This window comes from Aminobacter ciceronei (assembly GCF_014138625.1).
In the GTDB taxonomy this organism is placed as follows: Bacteria; Pseudomonadota; Alphaproteobacteria; order Rhizobiales; family Rhizobiaceae; genus Aminobacter; species Aminobacter ciceronei.
Map to the genome: position 1 here is coordinate 16,866 of NZ_JACJHY010000006.1, position 14,598 is coordinate 31,463.

The 14,598-nt window shown below is 66.1% G+C and carries 16 protein-coding genes; 6 read left to right on the forward strand and 10 right to left on the reverse strand.

The window, feature by feature from the left end:
• The first annotated feature begins 182 nt into the window (after positions 1 to 182).
• The 5 genes from HNQ95_RS07945 to HNQ95_RS07965 are packed head-to-tail and all read left to right on the forward strand — an operon-like array spanning position 183 to position 4,168.
• On the forward strand, positions 183 to 1,175 hold the full coding sequence (locus tag HNQ95_RS07945; protein ID WP_067966690.1) for an ABC transporter permease: 993 nt from the start codon (positions 183 to 185) through the stop codon (positions 1,173 to 1,175).
• A complete protein-coding gene (locus HNQ95_RS07950) occupies positions 1,175 to 2,080 on the forward strand; it encodes an ABC transporter permease (RefSeq protein WP_067962843.1) in 906 nt (301 codons plus the stop codon). The genes HNQ95_RS07945 and HNQ95_RS07950 overlap by 1 nt, the downstream gene beginning before the upstream one ends.
• A complete protein-coding gene (locus tag HNQ95_RS07955; RefSeq protein WP_182573825.1) occupies positions 2,077 to 2,907 on the forward strand; it encodes an ABC transporter ATP-binding protein in 831 nt (276 codons plus the stop codon). The genes HNQ95_RS07950 and HNQ95_RS07955 overlap by 4 nt, the downstream gene beginning before the upstream one ends.
• Positions 2,904 to 3,647, forward strand: a complete 744-nt coding sequence (locus HNQ95_RS07960; protein ID WP_067962836.1) for an ABC transporter ATP-binding protein — start codon at positions 2,904 to 2,906, stop codon at positions 3,645 to 3,647. The genes HNQ95_RS07955 and HNQ95_RS07960 overlap by 4 nt, the downstream gene beginning before the upstream one ends.
• Positions 3,648 to 3,661: 14 nt before the next feature.
• Complete coding sequence (locus HNQ95_RS07965) at positions 3,662 to 4,168, forward strand: GAF domain-containing protein (RefSeq protein ID WP_154385557.1); 507 nt, start codon at positions 3,662 to 3,664, stop codon at positions 4,166 to 4,168.
• 135 nt (positions 4,169 to 4,303) lie between these two features.
• Here HNQ95_RS07965 and panD read toward each other — a convergent pair whose 3' ends face one another.
• From panD to HNQ95_RS08015, 10 genes are all read right to left on the reverse strand, one after another.
• Positions 4,304 to 4,756 carry an aspartate 1-decarboxylase gene (gene panD / locus HNQ95_RS07970; protein WP_067962830.1) on the reverse strand — a complete coding sequence of 151 codons (453 nt, stop codon included), beginning with the start codon at positions 4,754 to 4,756 and terminating at the stop codon, positions 4,304 to 4,306.
• Between the two features lie 32 nt (positions 4,757 to 4,788).
• Positions 4,789 to 5,772 (reverse strand): 3-oxopimeloyl-[acyl-carrier-protein] synthase BioZ, encoded by a 984-nt coding sequence (gene bioZ, locus HNQ95_RS07975; RefSeq protein ID WP_067962826.1) that lies wholly within the window; start codon positions 5,770 to 5,772, stop codon positions 4,789 to 4,791.
• Positions 5,769 to 7,031 (reverse strand): adenosylmethionine--8-amino-7-oxononanoate transaminase, encoded by a 1,263-nt coding sequence (locus HNQ95_RS07980; RefSeq protein ID WP_067962824.1) that lies wholly within the window; start codon positions 7,029 to 7,031, stop codon positions 5,769 to 5,771. Before HNQ95_RS07980 ends, bioZ begins: the two co-directional genes overlap by 4 nt.
• Positions 7,028 to 7,687, reverse strand: a complete 660-nt coding sequence (bioD, locus tag HNQ95_RS07985) for a dethiobiotin synthase (protein WP_067962821.1) — start codon at positions 7,685 to 7,687, stop codon at positions 7,028 to 7,030. The genes HNQ95_RS07980 and bioD overlap by 4 nt, the downstream gene beginning before the upstream one ends.
• A complete protein-coding gene (locus tag HNQ95_RS07990; RefSeq protein WP_067962818.1) occupies positions 7,684 to 8,820 on the reverse strand; it encodes an 8-amino-7-oxononanoate synthase in 1,137 nt (378 codons plus the stop codon). Before HNQ95_RS07990 ends, bioD begins: the two co-directional genes overlap by 4 nt.
• Positions 8,817 to 9,815: a biotin synthase BioB gene (gene bioB / locus HNQ95_RS07995; RefSeq protein WP_067962815.1), complete on the reverse strand. Its 999-nt coding sequence runs from the start codon at positions 9,813 to 9,815 to the stop codon at positions 8,817 to 8,819. The genes HNQ95_RS07990 and bioB overlap by 4 nt, the downstream gene beginning before the upstream one ends.
• A 62-nt stretch (positions 9,816 to 9,877) precedes the next feature.
• Positions 9,878 to 10,729 carry a carboxylating nicotinate-nucleotide diphosphorylase gene (gene nadC, locus HNQ95_RS08000; protein ID WP_067962812.1) on the reverse strand — a complete coding sequence of 284 codons (852 nt, stop codon included), beginning with the start codon at positions 10,727 to 10,729 and terminating at the stop codon, positions 9,878 to 9,880.
• Between the two features lie 2 nt (positions 10,730 to 10,731).
• Positions 10,732 to 12,270, reverse strand: a complete 1,539-nt coding sequence (locus HNQ95_RS08005; RefSeq protein WP_067962809.1) for an L-aspartate oxidase — start codon at positions 12,268 to 12,270, stop codon at positions 10,732 to 10,734.
• Positions 12,267 to 13,241: a quinolinate synthase NadA gene (nadA, locus tag HNQ95_RS08010; protein WP_067962805.1), complete on the reverse strand. Its 975-nt coding sequence runs from the start codon at positions 13,239 to 13,241 to the stop codon at positions 12,267 to 12,269. The genes HNQ95_RS08005 and nadA overlap by 4 nt, the downstream gene beginning before the upstream one ends.
• Before the next feature lie 82 nt (positions 13,242 to 13,323).
• A complete protein-coding gene (locus HNQ95_RS08015) occupies positions 13,324 to 14,268 on the reverse strand; it encodes an NUDIX hydrolase (RefSeq protein ID WP_067966686.1) in 945 nt (314 codons plus the stop codon).
• A 63-nt stretch (positions 14,269 to 14,331) separates the two neighbouring features.
• Between HNQ95_RS08015 and HNQ95_RS33940 the strand changes: the two genes are divergently transcribed.
• Positions 14,332 to 14,454, forward strand: a complete 123-nt coding sequence (locus tag HNQ95_RS33940; RefSeq protein ID WP_281411254.1) for a hypothetical protein — start codon at positions 14,332 to 14,334, stop codon at positions 14,452 to 14,454.
• Positions 14,455 to 14,598: the final 144 nt, after the last annotated feature.

Consider the following 14,598-nt stretch of genomic DNA (forward strand, 5'->3'; position numbering starts at 1 on the left):
TTGTATAGTCCAAGCAGAATTTTGCTCGACAGAAAACATCCGTGCCGCATCCGCGACGCGGCCAATGTGGTAGGAACAAAGACCGCGTGGCATCAGAAACCTCTACCGCCGCCAAGGCGCTTCCAACAGGGCCTGGCGGCTCGTCGCCCAATGCGCGGCACGCCTGGAAAACGGTGAAGGGCCTGCTCGGCGTCATCGTCGCCGTTGCCTTCACCTTCCTCGGCCTCCTTGCCATCACCTTCTTCATCGGCCGCGTCGTGCCGATCGACCCGGTTCTCGCCGTCGTCGGCGACCGCGCCCCGCGCGCCGTCTACGAGGCTGTGCGCATCGAGATGGGGCTGGACAAGCCGCTGATCGTCCAGTTCTTCCACTATGTCGGCAATGTGCTGACGGGTGACCTCGGCATGTCGGTGTCGACGGGCCGACCGGTCGCCGAGGATCTGGCCCGCGTCTTCCCGGCAACGCTGGAGATGGCGACGATCGGCATCATCATCGGCGTGCTGATGGGCGTGCCGATGGGCGTTTATGCCGCCAGCCGCCAGGGCAGCCTGCTCGACCAGGTCATCCGTGTCGTCGGCCTGCTCGGCTATTCGGTGCCGGCGTTCTGGCTCGGCCTCGTTGGTCTCGCGCTGTTCTATGCCAAGCTGCAATGGGTCGGCGGTCCCGGCCGCATCGACATCTTCTACGATGGCCTCGTCGAGCCGGTCACCGGCCTGCTTCTGATCGACAGCCTCATTGCCGGCGACACCGAGATCTTCGTCAACGCGCTGACCCATATCGCGCTGCCGGCTGCGGTGCTCGGCTTCTTCAGCCTTGCCTACATCGCCCGTATGACGCGCTCCTTCATGCTCGACCAGCTGGCGCAGGAATATGTCACCACCGCCCGCGTCAAGGGCGTGTCGGAGAGGCTGGTGCTGTGGCGCCATGCCTTCCGGCCGATCCTTGTGCCGCTGATCACCGTCATCGGCCTGTCCTATGCCGGCCTGCTCGAAGGCTCGGTCATGATCGAGACCGTGTTCTCGTGGCCGGGCATCGGCAACTACCTGACGACAGCGCTGCTCAATGCCGACATGAACGCCGTTCTGGGCGCGACGCTGGTCATCGGCGCCGTCTTCATCGGCATCAACAAGATTTCGGACGTGCTCTACCGCGTCCTCGACCCGAGGGCACGCTGATGGCTACTGGACGTGACTGGCTTCTCGACGATTCGCCGTCCTCGCGCCTGCAGGCCCGGCTTGGCCGCAGCTACCGGCTGAGCCGCGCGCTGGCGCGCAATCCGCTCGCCATGGTCGGCGCGGTCATTGTGCTGACGCTGATCCTGGTGGCGCTGTTCGCGCCCTGGATCGCCACCCATTCGCCTGTCGGCCAGGATCTCGCCATGCGGCTCAAGCCGCCGAGCTGGGACAACTGGATGGGCACCGACGAGCTTGGCCGCGACATCTGGAGCCGTGTCGTCTACGGCGCGCGCATCACGCTGATGATCGTGGCGCTGGTGGCAGTCCTTGCCGCGCCCGTCGGCCTGATCATCGGCGCCGTCGCCGGCTATTTCGGCGGCTGGGTCGATCGCATCCTGATGGGCATCACCGACATCTTCCTGTCGATGCCGAAGCTGATCCTGGCACTGGCATTCGTGGCAGCACTTGGACCCGGCATCCAGAACGCCATCATCGCCATCGCGATTGCGACCTGGCCCGGCTATGCCCGCATCGCCCGCGCCGAAACCCTGACCATTCGCAATTCGGAGTTCGTTGCCGCCGTCGAGCTGCAGGGCGCTTCGTCGTTCCGCGTCATCGTCAACCACATCCTGCCGCTCTGCACCTCCTCGATGATCATCCGCGTCACGCTCGACATGGCCGGCATCATCCTGACCGCCGCCGGCCTCGGCTTCATCGGCCTCGGCGCCCAGCCGCCGCTGCCGGAATGGGGCGCGATGATCTCCCGCGGCCGCTCCTTCATCCTCGACCAGTGGTGGGTGGCGACGATGCCCGGCTTTGCCATCGTCATCGTCAGTCTCGGCTTCTGTTTCCTCGGCGACGGCCTGCGCGATGTGCTCGACCCCAAGCATGGAGATCGGCAATGAACGCGCTGCTTGAAATCCGCAACCTGAAGGTCACGTTCCCGACGGCGCGTGGTCCTGTCGACGTGGTCAAGGGCCTGTCGCTGACGCTCGGCCGTGAGCGCCTCGGCATCGTCGGCGAGAGCGGCTCCGGCAAGTCGATGACCGGCCGCTCGATCCTGCGGCTGATCCGCTCGCCCGGCCGGGTCACCGCAGATGAGATGACCTTCAACGGCACCGACCTCCTGTCGCTGTCGGAAAAGCAGATGCGCTCGATCCGCGGCGCGCGCATTTCTATGGTGATGCAGGACCCGAAATTCTCGCTCAACCCGGTCATGACCATCGGCGATCAGATCGCCGAGGCATTGCTGACCCACCAGAATCTGGCGCGCAGCGACATCCGCAGCCGCACGTTCGCCATGCTGGAAGCGGTGCGCATCAACGATCCGGAGCGGGTGCTCGGCCTCTACCCGCACGAGGTCTCGGGCGGCATGGGCCAGCGCGTCATGATCGCGATGATGCTCATCCCGGAGCCCGATCTTCTGATTGCCGACGAGCCGACCTCGGCGCTCGACGTCTCGGTCCAGGCCCAGGTGCTCGAAATCATCGACGACCTGGTCAAGCGCAAGGGCATGGGGCTGATCCTGATCAGCCACGACCTCGACCTCGTCTCGGCCTATTGCGACCGCATCCTGGTGATGCGGAGCGGCGAGGTGGTCGAGGAGTGCGATGCCGGCGAGCTCAGGAACGCCAGGCATCCCTATACGCAGGGCTTGCTCGCCTCGATCCCGCGCCTCGACGAGAGCCGCGACGAGCTTCCTGTCCTCGAACGTACTGGGGCTTCGACATGACGGCGCTGGCGATCGACAATCTCGACATCTCCTATGGCGATTCGAAGGTCACCCACGGCATCGGCTTCGAAGTCGCCGAGGGCGAGAGCTTTGCGCTTGTCGGCGAGAGCGGCTCGGGCAAGACCACCGTGCTCAAGGCCATTGCCGGCATGGCCAAAAGCTGGACCGGCTCGATCTCGGTCTTCGGCGAGCCGCGCACCCATGGCATCGACCGTGCTTTTGCCAGGCAATGCCAGATGGTGTTCCAGGACCCCTATGGTTCGCTGCATCCGCGCAAGACTGTCGATGCGACGCTGAGCGAGCCGCTGACCATCCACGGCATCGGCAACAGCGGCGAGCGCGTCGACGAGGTGATGCAGTCGGTCGGCCTCGACCGCCGCTTCCGCTTCCGTTTTCCGCACCAGCTCTCGGGCGGCCAGCGCCAGCGCGTGGCGATTGCCCGTGCGCTGATCCTCAAGCCGAGGATGCTGTTGCTGGACGAGCCGACCTCGGCGCTCGACGTCTCGGTGCAGGCGGAAATCCTCAATTTGCTCAAGCGCCTGCGCCGCGAGCAGGGGCTGACCTATCTGATGGTCACGCACAATCTGCCCGTCGTGTCGTTCCTGTGCGACCGCCTTGCCGTGATGCGCCATGGCCGGGTCGTCGAGGTAGCTGATGTCGACCAGCTCAAGCGCGGCGAACTCGTCGATCCCTATTCGCGCGAACTGACCAGGTTCAGCGCGTCTCTTCCCAAGACTTGAAATAGAGGTACACCATGACAGAGACCAATTTCGCCGGGGCGCTGGCCGCCTTCGATGCCGCAATTGCGACCACATCAGAGGTCGAGGGCGTGTGGGCGGCGCTGCAGGCTCTGGCCGACGTGATCGTCGGCGCCAAGCTGTTCACCGTGATGAAGCTCGACTGGGCGACCGAAGTTTCGGGCCGCACCTACACCAGCCATCCCGATGCCTATCCCGTCTCGGGCACCAAGCCGATCAACCGCACCCACTGGTTCGAGACGATCCACGTCCAGCGTAAGCCCTTCGTCGCCAACACCATCAAGGACATTGCCGACGTCTTCCCCGATCACGAGCTGATCTGGTCGCTCGGCTGCGGTTCGGTGCTCAACTGGCCGGTCTTTGTCGGCGACACCATGCTGGGCACCGTCAACATGCTGCATGAAGAGCATTATTACACGCCGGCGCGCGTCGAAGCCGCCAGGCAGCTGTCGCTGGCCGCCAAGGCTGCCTTCCTCGCCGTCGAGCATCTCGAACGCCGCTAGAACCAGATTGATGCCGGGCCGTCTGTCGGCCCGGCTCTAAGGCATGATCCCGAAGAGCGGGACCGGTTTTCGGAAAAGATCATGCGACGGCAAAAAGACAGAGCCCCGTTCCGGTTCATCGGAATGGAACAGGCTTTAATGACTGCTGACCAGTGCCGGGATCGGAAGCCTGGCACTGGCTTCGTCAAGGATCGAGAAGCTGTAGCGGCCGGCCTGGTCGCGCTCGACCGAATAGGTCAGCCGGTCGGCGATGCGGTTGTCCTTGTCGAAGGTCAGGACGCGGGGCTTGAGCGCGGTGATCTCGCTTTCGTTCAGATAGACGGAATTGCAGATGATGACCTGGTCGCCAGCCTGGCATGTGCGGGCGGCAGCGCCATTGAGGATGCAGCAGCGTGAGCCGCGCTCGCCGAGGATGACATAGGTCGAGATCCGCGCGCCGGAGCTCTTGTTCCAGATCTCGACGAACTCCATCGGCAGAATGCCGGCTTCTTCGCAATGATCGGGGTCGAGCGTGATCGAGCCGTGATAATTGAGGTTGGCTTCTGTGACATGGATGCCGTGCAGCTTGCCGGCGACGATCTTGCGCATTGTTCCTCCCTGATCCGCCAGCCGGCGCGACGCTACATTCCAACCACCAACGCACCGCCGGTCATGCCGGCGCCTGCCGCCGAGAGCAAAAGCGTCTCGCCCGGCCGGAACGGCATAGTCCGATGCGCCAGGGCCAGCGACAGCGGGATCGTCGCCGCCGACGAATTGCCGTAGTCGGCGATCGTCTTGACGATCCTGTCGTCGGCGATGCCGAGCGACTTGCCCACCGCATTGAAGATGCGGGCATTGGCCTGGTGCGGCACGAAGCGGCTGACGGCTGATGTCTCCAGGCCTGCCGCAGCAAGCGCCTCCGTGGAGCAACGGCTCATCATCTCGACCGCCTTGGCGAACACCGCGCGTCCATCTGCGATGGTCATGCGCGTCTCTGTGATGTCGAGTTCGTCCGAGAAGGGCCGGTTGCTGCCGCCGGCGGGGATCTGGATCAAGCCGTAGCCGCCGCCATCGGCGGAAACGGACGCACCCAGAATGCCGTGGCCCGCGTCGTCGGAAGGCGTCAGCACGACCGCTCCGGCAGCGTCCGCAAACAGCACGCTACTTGCCCGCTCGGCCGGATTGATGCGGCGGCTCAGGATGTTGGCGGCGATGACGATCGCCGGCTTGTTGTGCAGCCGCACGAAACCGTCGGCGAAGGTCAGCGCATAGATGAAACCGGCGCAGGCGCCGGCGAGGTCGATGCCGCCCGACCTGGCGAGGCCGAGCTTATGCGCCACCAGAGGTGCGCTCGGCGGCAACAGGTGGTCGGGCGTCGAGGTGGCGAGCAAAAGCAGGCCGACATCCTCGCGCGCGATTTCAGCCTGCTGCAGCGCCATCTCCCCGGCATGTGCCGCGAGGTCGGACAAAGTGTCCTCAGGCTCGGCCCAGTAGCGCGAGCGGATGCCGGTGCGGCCTTCGATCCAACCGGCATCGAGGCCGAGGCTCGCCTCGATTTCGGCGTTCTCGACCTTGCGGCCCGGCACATGGTGGCCGAAGGCTGAAATGCGCGCGGTCCGGCTCATCCGCTCTTCGCCAGCTCGGCGGCCTCGTCGACGGCGTCATAGAGCCGGTCGAGCTCGGCTGCGGTGACGCAATAGGGTGGCAGTACGTAGATGACGTTGCCGAGCGGGCGGACCAGGTGGCCGCGCTCGAGGAAGAATGCGCGCAGCTTCGGCCCGACTTCGGCGAGATAACCTGCCTTGCCGACAAGCAGGTCGACGGCGGCGATGGTGCCGGCCGTCCGAACATTCTCAAAACGTGCATCGCCGTTGAAGCGCGCGATCTTCTCCGCCTGCATCTTCGACAAGGCCGCCACACGCTCAGTCACCGGCTCGTCGCGCCAGATCCCGACATTGGCGAGGGCCGCAGCGCAGGCGATGGGGTTCGCGGTGTAGGAGCTCGAATGAAAGAAGGTCTTGGCGCGATCGGTGGAGAAATGCGCCCGGAAGATCGCGTCGGTGGCGAGCGTCGCTGCCAGCGGCACCGAGCCGCCGGTCAGGCCCTTCGATGTGCAGAGAATGTCGGGCGAGATGCCAGCCTGTTCGCAGGCGAACATGGTTCCGGTGCGGCCCCATCCGGTCATCACCTCGTCGGCGATGAACAGCGTGCCGGACTTTTCGGCGATGCGCTTGAGCTCGGTCAGCACCCGGGCCGGATAGATCAGCATGCCGCCGGCGCCGAGCACCAAGGGTTCGACGATGACGGCAGCAGCCTTGCCGTCGCGGGTCAAAGCCTCGAAGCGGTCGAGCGTCTCCTGTTCGCGGCCGGCTGCGGGGAAGGGGATGGTGTCGACCTCGAACAGCAGCGGGTCGTAGGCGGCGTTGAACACGCCGCGTTCGCCGACGCTCATCGTGCCGATGGTGTCGCCATGATAGCTGTGCTCCATCACGACGAGGCGCGAGCGCGGAGAACCATTGTTGCGGTGGAAACCGAGCGCCATCTTCAGCGCGACCTCGACGCTGGTCGAGCCGCTGTCGGAAAAAAACACCCAGTCGAGGCCTGAGGGCGCCATCTCGACAAGTGCCGAGGCCAATTTTTCCGCTGGCTCGTGGGTCAGGCCGGCGAAGATGACCTGATCGAGTGTTTCGGTGGCATTTCGGATCGCCTCGACGATTTTCGGATGGCGGTGGCCATGGGTGATGACCCACCAGGAGGAGATCGCGTCGAGGATGCGCTTGCCCTCTGTCGTTTCGACATAGGCGCCCTCGGTGCGCGCGATGACGGGCGGCACGGGCTCGGCGGCGTGCTGGGTGAAGGGATGCCAGACGGCGGAACGGCTCATGGCTTTGCCTGCAAGAACTGGGCCTCCAGGAAGTCGGCCGCGTTGAAGCTCGTCCGCATGGCCTCGGCGAGCGTTTCGGGCGTCAGCGGGTCGAGCCGGGGCAGGCGGCCAAGCACACGCACATTGCCCATCTCGGCGATGGTGCGCTGGGTGTCTGCCATCTCGTCGCCGATGAAGGCGACGCCCAGCAGCGGCACCGAGCGGGCGCGCAGCGCCTCGATGGACAAAAGCGTGTGGTTGATCGTGCCGAGGCCGGTGCGGGCGCAGAGTACCACCGGTGCCGCCCAGCGCGCGAAGACGTCGATGTAGAGCGTGCGCCGGTTGACCGGCACCATCAGCCCGCCGGCGCCTTCAACGACCAGTGGCCGTGCGGTGGCGGGCAGGGCGAGCGCGTCGGTGTCGATTTCGACGCCGTCGAGTTCGGCAGCGCGGTGCGGCGACAGCGGCTCCTTCAGCCGCCACGCCTCGGGCAGCATCCGTTCAGGCGCAAGGCCGGCGAGGCGTGTCACGATCTCGCTGTCGGTCTCTTCCTTGATGCCCGACTGCACCGGCTTCCAGTAGACGCCGTCGAGCAGGGCGGTCAGGCCCGCGGCGAAGACGGTCTTGCCGATGCCGGTGTCGGTGCCGGTGACCACGATCGTGGGCTGCGCCGTCATTGCGAGCATTCCTCTTGAAGGGCTGCAAACAGCGAGGAAACATCGTCCTCGCCGATATTGAGCGTCAGCGAGATTCTCAGCCGCGCCGTGCCCTCGGGCACTGTCGGCGGGCGGATGCCGCGGACGTCGAAGCCGCGCGCCTGCAGCGCTTCGGCAAGCTGCATGGCGCGCGCATTGTCGCCGATGACGATGGGCAGGATCTGCGATCCGCTCGGCACAAAGCCAAGCGTCTCCGCCTTGTCGCCGGCGAGCTTCACCAGCCGGGCCAGCCGCTCGCGCCGCTCTGGTTCGTCGGCGACGATGTCGAGTGCCGTGGCAGACGCCACCGCCATCAACGGCGAGGGCGCCGTGGCATAGATGAAGGGCCGGCAGCGGTTGACGAGATAGTCGCACAAAACCGCCGAGGCCGTGACCAGCGCGCCCGATGCGCCCAGCGCCTTGCCGCATGTGTGCAGCACGACGACATTGTCGCGGCCTTCGAGATGGTGAGCCAGCCCGCGCCCCTCGGGGCCATAGACGCCCGTCGCGTGCGCCTCGTCGACGAACAGGAAGGCCTCGTGCCGGTCGGCGACGGCGGCGAGGTCGTCGAGCGGGGCGAAATCGCCATCCATCGAATAAAGGCTTTCGGTGACGATCCAGGCACGTCCGCTGCCGCCGCCCGTGCGCCAGCTCCGGATGGCGTCGTCCACAGCGCTGGCGTCATTGTGCTTTGCTTCCACCACCTCGGCGCGGCCGGCGCGCGCGCCTTCATGGGCGCTGGCATGGATCAGCTCGTCGAGCACGATCAGATCGCCTTTTTGCGGCAAGGTGGTGAGCACGGCGAAATTGGCGACATAACCGCCGCCGAAGAACAGCGCCCGTTCGGCGCCGAAGAAGCTCGCGGCCTTCTCTTCCAGTGCCTCATGCTCGGGGTCGTTGCCGCGCAACAGCCGCGAGCCGGTGGCGCCGACCGATGTACCGTTGGCGAGGGCAGTGGCAACCGCATCGGCCATGCGCTTGCTGCGGGCCAGCCCGAGATAGTCGTTGGAAGCGAAATCGAGCCCGGCACGGCCGCTCAGCGCACGCAGCCGACTCTTGCGGGCCAGCCCGCGCAGGCTGGCCTCGTAGCGGTCGAGCAAAGCCCGCCCTGTCACCCCGCGTCGAGCTCCATCGGCTGGATGCCGAGACGACGGAACAACGCCGTGTCCTTGTCTTCGCCGGGGTTTTCGGCGGTCAAAAGCGTGTCGCCGACGAAGATCGAGTTGGCACCGGCAAAGAAACACAGCGCCTGCATCTCGTCGCTCATCGCCGTGCGGCCGGCTGACAGGCGCACATGCGACTTCGGCATCATGATGCGGGCAAGTGCGATGGTGCGGACGAATTCGATCGGCTCGATCGGATCAGCTTCGCCGAGCGGCGTGCCCTCGATCGGGATCAGCATGTTGATCGGCACCGAGTCGGGATGCTCGGGCAGGTTGGCGAGCGTCAACAGCATGTCGACGCGGTCGGCCTTCTCCTCGCCCATGCCGACGATGCCGCCGCAGCAGACCTTGATGCCGCTGTCGCGGACATTGGCCAGCGTATCCAGCCGGTCGGCGAAGGTGCGGGTGGTGATGATCTCGTTGTAGTAGCGCTCGGAGGTGTCGATGTTGTGGTTGTAATAGTCGAGTCCGGCCTGCTTCAGGCGCTGGGCCTGGCCGAGATCGAGCATGCCGAGCGTCATGCAGGTCTCCATGCCGAGTTCCTTGACGCCTTCGATCATGGCGACGACGGCATCCATGTCGCGCTCCTTGGGGCTGCGCCAGGCTGCACCCATGCAATAGCGCGTGGCGCCGCCGTCCTTGGCCTTCTTCGCCTCGGCCAAAACACGCTGCACCTCCATCAGCTTGGAGGCCTTGAGGCCGGATTCATGCCGCGACGACTGGCTGCAATAGCCGCAATCCTCGGGGCAGCCGCCTGTCTTGATCGACAGCAGGCGCGACATCTGCACCCGGTTGGGGTCGAAATTCTCGCGATGGACGGTCTGTGCCCGAAACAGCAGGTCGTTGAAGGGCGAATCGTAGATCGCCTGGGCTTCCGCGCGGCTCCACTGCGGACGCGCGGCATTGATCTCGGTTGCGGCTGCGTTCAGGTGCAAATCGGCGTTCATGCGCTCTCCATTGCCAAGACGTGTCCTTGCCATCCCCACCCGGGGCGGGACCTTTGCCCCGGTCAGGGTGCCGTGTCCAGTCCTATATCGAGGATCGGTGCGCTGTGGGTCAGCCAACCTACGGAAATCAGGTCGACACCGCTGGCGGCGATGGCGGGGGCGGTGGCGAGGTTGACCCGGCCCGAGGCTTCGGTGATCGCCCGTCCGGCGACCATTTTGACGGCCGTGGTCAAGGTATCAGGGGACATGTTGTCGAGCAGGACGGCGTCGACACCGAGTTTCAGCACGTCGTCCAGCTGTTCCAGCGTGTCGACCTCGACCTCGATCTTCACCAGATGGCCGACATTGGCCCGGGCGCGCTCGATGGCCGGGCGAACACCGCCCGAAATGGCGATGTGGTTGTCCTTGATCAGCACCGCGTCGTCGAGGCCGAAGCGATGGTTGGAGCCGCCGCCGCAGCGCACGGCGTATTTCTCCAGCGGGCGCAGGCCGGGCGTGGTTTTCCGGGTGCAGACGATGCGCGCTCTATGGCCGGCAACCGCATCGACGATGCCTGCCGTGGCGGTGGCGATGCCGCTGAGATGGGACAGGAAGTTCAGCGCCACGCGTTCGCCGGTCAGCAAGCCACGCGCAGGCCCGCTGAGTGTGGCGATGACGTCGCCCGGAACCAGGCGGCTGCCGTCGGGTTTCTCGACCTTCATCTCGATTGCGGGCTCGATCAGGCTGAAGGCAAGCGCTGCCAGGTCGAGACCAGCCACGACGCCCTGCTGGCGCGAGGCGAGCACGACTGTCGCCCGGTGGTCCGCCGGCACGATGGCATCTGTGGTGATGTCGCCGGCGCGGCCGAGGTCTTCCAGCAGGGCGGCGCGCACCAGTGGCTCGAGCATGATCCGGGGCAGGGGGGTGAGGTGCATCGTCAGGCGCTCCGGGCAATGGGCAAGAAATCGAGCGAGGCCGCGGCCTGCTGTGCCGCGTCGAGCGTGATGCGCGATCGGCGCGCCGCGGCGCTGCGCAGGGGGAAGTCGCTGCGGCTATGGGCGCCGCGGCTTTCCTCGCGGCCGAGCGCCGAGACGGCCATCATCAGCGCCACGGCGGCGGGATCGGCTGCCGGCGAATTGCCGCTGGCAATCGGTAGCAGTGCCGCAACTGCCTCGCGCAGGCTTTCGCCGTCGCGCAAGACGCCCAGCGAGGACGAGACGATGTCGCATGCAAAAGCCGGATCGGGGCGTACAGGCACCGGCGGCAAGGCGTTTGCCACATGGTGCGTATCGGCGGAGGCGGCGACGCTGCGTGCCACCCAGCCGGCCACGACGACGGCTTCGGTCAGCGAGTTGCTGGCCAGCCGGTTGGCGCCATGCAACCCGGATGAGGCGACCTCGCCGCAGGCCCACAGGCCAGGCACGGTGCTGCGGCCTTCGCGGTCCACCGCCACGCCGCCCATGTGATAATGCGCGGCGGGACGCACCGGGATCGGCTCGCGCGCGGGGTCGATCCCGGCGTCGTTGCAGTAGCCCGCAATCGTCGGAAAGCGGTCGGCAAAACCTGCGCCGAGGCAGGCCCGGGCGTCGAGAAACACCCGGTGGCCGCGGGCGAGATGGCGATGGACGCCGCGCGCAACCGCATCGCGCGTGGCAAGCTCGGCGCCCGGCAGCTCGGCGAGGAAGCGCCGTCCGGTTTCGTCGATCAGTACAGCGCCTTCGCCGCGCACCGCCTCGCTGACCAGCCGCATCGGCCGCAGCACGCCGTCGAGCGCGGTCGGGTGGAACTGGACGAATTCGAGGTCGGCAAATGCTGCGCCTGCGCGCGCTGCGAGCGCCAGGCCCTGGCCGAAGCAGCCGAGCGGGTTCGTCGTGTCGCGAAACAATGCGCCGACCCCGCCCGTGGCGAGCACGACGCGGCCGGTGGCGAGCGCCATGCTGCCGGTGCCGCCGGCGGCGAGAACGCCTGCGATGACACCGTTTTCGACGAGCAGCCGGCGCGCCGCGAAGCCTTCCACGACTGATATCGACGCGGTGTTGCGGACAGCGGTCACAAGCGCGCGCATCAGTTCGCGTCCGGTCGCCGCCCCTGCCGCGTGCACGATGCGCCTGCGCGCATGGGCGGCTTCGAGCCCAAGCTGCAGGGTGCCGCCGGCATCGCGATCGAAGGCGACGCCCAGCGCGGCGAGCCTGTCGATGGCCCGTGGCGCCGCCTCGACGATCCTGCGGACGATTGCCTCGTCGCACAGGCCGTCGCCGGCAGCCAGCGTGTCGGCGAGATGCAGTTCCGGCGAGTCGTCGTTGCCCATTGCCGCCGCGAGCCCGCCTTGCGCGATCGCGCTCGAGGCGTCGCTGCCCAGCGGGGCTGCGGACAGCAACACGACCGGCTCCGGCGCCAGCTCGAGCGCCGTCATCAGGCCGGCGAGCCCGCCGCCGATGATGACGGGGCGTCCGGCCAGGCGGGCGACGTCGGTCATACCGCAAGCATCCGTTCGACGGCGAGGCGGGCGCGCTCGGCGACGGCCGGGTCGATGGTCACGGCGTGTTGGTTGCGTTCGAGGGCGGAGCGGATATTGCCGAGCGTGATCAGCTTCATGTGCGGGCACAGATTGCACGGCCGGATGAACTCGACGTCGGGATGGTCGACGGCGACGTTGTCGCTCATCGAGCATTCCGTCACCAGGACGACGCGGGCCGGCTTCTCACGGCCGACATAGTCGGACATCGCGGCCGTCGAGCCGGCGAAATCGGCTTCGGCAACGACCTCGGGCGGGCATTCCGGGTGGGCCAGCACGGTAACGCCGGGATGGGCGGCGCGCATCTCGCGGATGTCTTCGGGCGTGAAGCGCTCATGCACCTCGCAATGGCCTTTCCAGGCAATGATCTCGACGTCGGTCTGGGCGGCGATGTTCTGCGCCAGATATTCGTCGGGCAGCATCAGCACGCGCGGCACGCCGAGCGATTCCACTACCGCCTTGGCATTGCCCGAAGTGCAGCAGATGTCCGATTCCGCCTTCACCGCGGCCGACGTGTTGACATAGGTGACAACAGGCACGCCGGGATAACGCTGGCGCAGCAGGCGGATGTCTTCGGGCGTGATCGAATCGGCCAGCGAGCAGCCGGCGCCCATGTCGGGGATCAGCACCGTCTTGGACGGGTTCAGCAGCTTGGCGGTCTCGGCCATGAAATGCACGCCGGCGAGCACGATGACGTCGGCCTCTACCTCCATCGCCTTGCGCGCAAGCGCCAGGCTGTCGCCGACGATGTCGGCGACACAATGGAAAATTTCCGGTGTCTGGTAGTTGTGCGCCAGGATGACGGCGTTGCGCTCGCGTTTGAGGCGCAGGATGGCGTCGATGTCATCGGAAAAGACCGGCCACTCGATGGCGGGAATGACGCGCTGGACGCGGTCATAGAGCGAGGCGGCGGAAGGGGTCATGCCAGACATCGTTGCTCCTATTATGCTCGAACTGAGTATAATTGGGGCATATGCTTAGCATGAGCATAAGCTCTGTCAAGCCGCGAATTGGCTATTTGGTGCCGGCGACCAGACGTTCGTCGAGCACGGCGTGGCGGAAACGGAACAGTTTCGCCGGGCGTCCACCGGTGTCGGCGCTCATTTCGCCGGTTTCCTCGACCAGGTCCTGCTGCTCGATAAGGCGGCGGAAATTCTGCTTGTGCACGGTAACGCCTGCCAGTGCTTCGACCGCGCGCTGCAACTGCAGCAGCGTGAAGGCCGGCGGCATCAGCTCGAACACGACGGGGCGATATTTGATCTTGGTCCGGAGGCGGCCGATGCCGGTGGCGAGGATTCGCCTGTGATCGCCGGTCATGGTCCGGCCCGGCACGGCAGGGGCATTCGTGTCGCCTTTCGCGCGCACCGCCTCTTCGACCAGACCTGCCTCGAACAGCAACTCGTAGCGCTGCAGCACCAGCTCTTCGTTCCAGTGACGGTCGTCGAAGCCGAAAGCGCCGGCGGCGCGGCGCAGCCGGTTCTGCCGCTTGTCCTGTTGCTCGGCAGCATCAGCCCACTGACGCAGGCGCGGCACGATGATGTCGTCGATAATTGCGGGCGCGCCCGTACGGTGGTCTTCCCAGGGGAAGAATTCGTACCAGTTGCGCCAGCTGCCCGGCGGCGTGCGGTGCGAGGGCTCTTCGCGCGTCAGGCCGAGATAGCTGATCGAAATCACCCGACGGGTGGCTTCCTCGATGCTGCGGTCGCGGTCGGCGAAGGTGTAGAGCTGCTCGATGTATCCAAGCGGGTGGCCGGTCTGCTGCTCCACCCAGTCGCGCAGTCCCGATTGCAGCGAACGATGGCCAAGCGCGAATGGGCCCGAGGGCAGGGTGGTGCCCTCCTTGACGGTGAGCACGACAGGATTTCCGTTGGGGGCCGCGACGAGCACCGCAATCAGATCCGCGCTGATCGCACGACGCTCAGCTGCACCTTCCTTGTCCGCCCCTGGTGTCTTCAGCATCTTGCCCTTCGTCGATTTCCGGCTGCAATCGGAAAGCCAGATGGACCAAAGGTCAACACCCAATTGCCTGCCGCCGACCTTCATCACATCAAGTGTTTGATGGTTATTGGCCTGCAAAGCCAAGAAAATCCACATGCCGAAGGGGATTACCGCGTGACGATGGGTAAAGCTGTCTCGCCGGGCTGACAAGAAGCTGACGCGTGTGTGGGGAAATGCTGAACAGCCCCGAAAGCAGCATCGATACCAAGGACATCGCTTTGCTTGGCCGAGAGGTCTTCTACGTCGGCAGCCACGCTGCAACTGCCTGAGGCCAGTCGCTCAGCGGAGAGC

Bases quoted from the DNA above. Each gene is read 5' to 3' on its own strand.
- HNQ95_RS07950 (WP_067962843.1), top strand. From the start codon at position 1,175: ATGGCTACTGGACGTGACTGGCTTCTCGACGATTCGCCGTCCTCGCGC.
- HNQ95_RS07955 (WP_182573825.1), top strand. From the start codon at position 2,077: ATGAACGCGCTGCTTGAAATCCGCAACCTGAAGGTCACGTTCCCGACG.
- HNQ95_RS07960 (WP_067962836.1), top strand. From the start codon at position 2,904: ATGACGGCGCTGGCGATCGACAATCTCGACATCTCCTATGGCGATTCG.
- HNQ95_RS07965 (WP_154385557.1), top strand. From the start codon at position 3,662: ATGACAGAGACCAATTTCGCCGGGGCGCTGGCCGCCTTCGATGCCGCA.
- panD (WP_067962830.1), bottom strand. From the start codon at position 4,756: ATGCGCAAGATCGTCGCCGGCAAGCTGCACGGCATCCATGTCACAGAA.
- bioZ (WP_067962826.1), bottom strand. From the start codon at position 5,772: ATGAGCCGGACCGCGCGCATTTCAGCCTTCGGCCACCATGTGCCGGGC.
- HNQ95_RS07980 (WP_067962824.1), bottom strand. From the start codon at position 7,031: ATGAGCCGTTCCGCCGTCTGGCATCCCTTCACCCAGCACGCCGCCGAG.
- bioD (WP_067962821.1), bottom strand. From the start codon at position 7,687: ATGACGGCGCAGCCCACGATCGTGGTCACCGGCACCGACACCGGCATC.
- bioB (WP_067962815.1), bottom strand. From the start codon at position 9,815: ATGAACGCCGATTTGCACCTGAACGCAGCCGCAACCGAGATCAATGCC.
- nadC (WP_067962812.1), bottom strand. From the start codon at position 10,729: ATGCACCTCACCCCCCTGCCCCGGATCATGCTCGAGCCACTGGTGCGC.
- HNQ95_RS08005 (WP_067962809.1), bottom strand. From the start codon at position 12,270: ATGACCGACGTCGCCCGCCTGGCCGGACGCCCCGTCATCATCGGCGGC.
- nadA (WP_067962805.1), bottom strand. From the start codon at position 13,241: ATGTCTGGCATGACCCCTTCCGCCGCCTCGCTCTATGACCGCGTCCAG.
- HNQ95_RS08015 (WP_067966686.1), bottom strand. From the start codon at position 14,268: ATGCTGAAGACACCAGGGGCGGACAAGGAAGGTGCAGCTGAGCGTCGT.